The sequence below is a fragment of the Spiroplasma sp. ChiS genome (genome assembly GCF_002968355.1).
GTDB classification, from domain to species: Bacteria; Bacillota_I; Bacilli_A; order Mycoplasmatales; family Mycoplasmataceae; genus Spiroplasma; species Spiroplasma citri.
Genome location: NZ_PUUH01000206.1, coordinates 1 through 859, shown reverse-complemented (window position 1 = coordinate 859; position 859 = coordinate 1). Strand labels below are relative to the sequence as shown.

The 859-nt window shown below is 24.2% G+C and carries 1 protein-coding gene and 1 pseudogene; one reads left to right on the top strand and one right to left on the bottom strand.

What is annotated here, in order from left to right; all coding sequences use genetic code 4:
• Nucleotides 1–53: 53 nt before the first annotated feature.
• Nucleotides 54–191, bottom strand: a complete 138-nt coding sequence (locus tag C6B38_RS10615; protein WP_199558594.1) for a hypothetical protein — start codon at nucleotides 189–191, stop codon at nucleotides 54–56.
• 115 nt (nucleotides 192–306) lie between these two features.
• Between C6B38_RS10615 and C6B38_RS05660 the strand changes: the two are divergent.
• Nucleotides 307–776: pseudogene (locus C6B38_RS05660) on the top strand (DDE-type integrase/transposase/recombinase); the annotation flags it as partial.
• Between the last annotated feature and the right edge of the window lie 83 nt (nucleotides 777–859).

The window sequence follows — 859 nt, the reverse complement described above, 5'->3', positions numbered from 1 at the left end:
TCATCATTTTTCTTTTAAAAACTTTAAAATTTTAATTTTCATAAACTCAACTCCTAACTATACAATGTTTTTGAAACAATAAACCCAACAATATATAAACTAGATATTGTTAACATTAACGGATGACTAAACAAAACTGCCATTCTCCCAAATAATCAAAACAACCAAGTATCAGAATTATATAAATCCATAATAATATTTTTTGCTGATGTAAATTTACAGAAGAACAGATTAATTTTATGAAAATTAGACTTAATAAATACCATGATTCACTGTCAGAACTTATTTATCGTTATTTTTTAAAATGAACAGATTAATTTTATGAAAATTAGACTTAATAAATACCATGATTCACTGTCAGAACTTATTTATCGTTATTTTTTAAAATTTGGTGTTAAATTTCCTGCTTGTCTTAAAACTTTTTATAAATGAATTCGTTTAGGTGAATTTGGATTAAGTCAATTTGAGATATTGAAAATAAAGTTTCTAATATTGGTTGATTAGAAATGGATACTGTTGTTGGAAAAGAACATTTATCTAGTTGTTTAGTTTTAGCAGAACAATCAAGTAAAAAATATTTTGTAATAAAATTAGAAAATCATACTGCTAATGAAGTTTTTGAAAAGTTTAAAGGAATTGTTATAAATAATAATTTAATTGGAAAAATTAAAGGAATAATAACAGATAGAGGTAAAGAATTTAGTAAATGACGAGAAATGGAAATATTTGCTGAAACACAAGTTTATTTTTGTGATGCTGGTTCACCACAACAAAAACGAATTTAGTAAATGACGAGAAATGGAAATATTTGCTGAAACACAAGTTTATTTTTGTGATGCTGGTTCACCACAACAAAAAC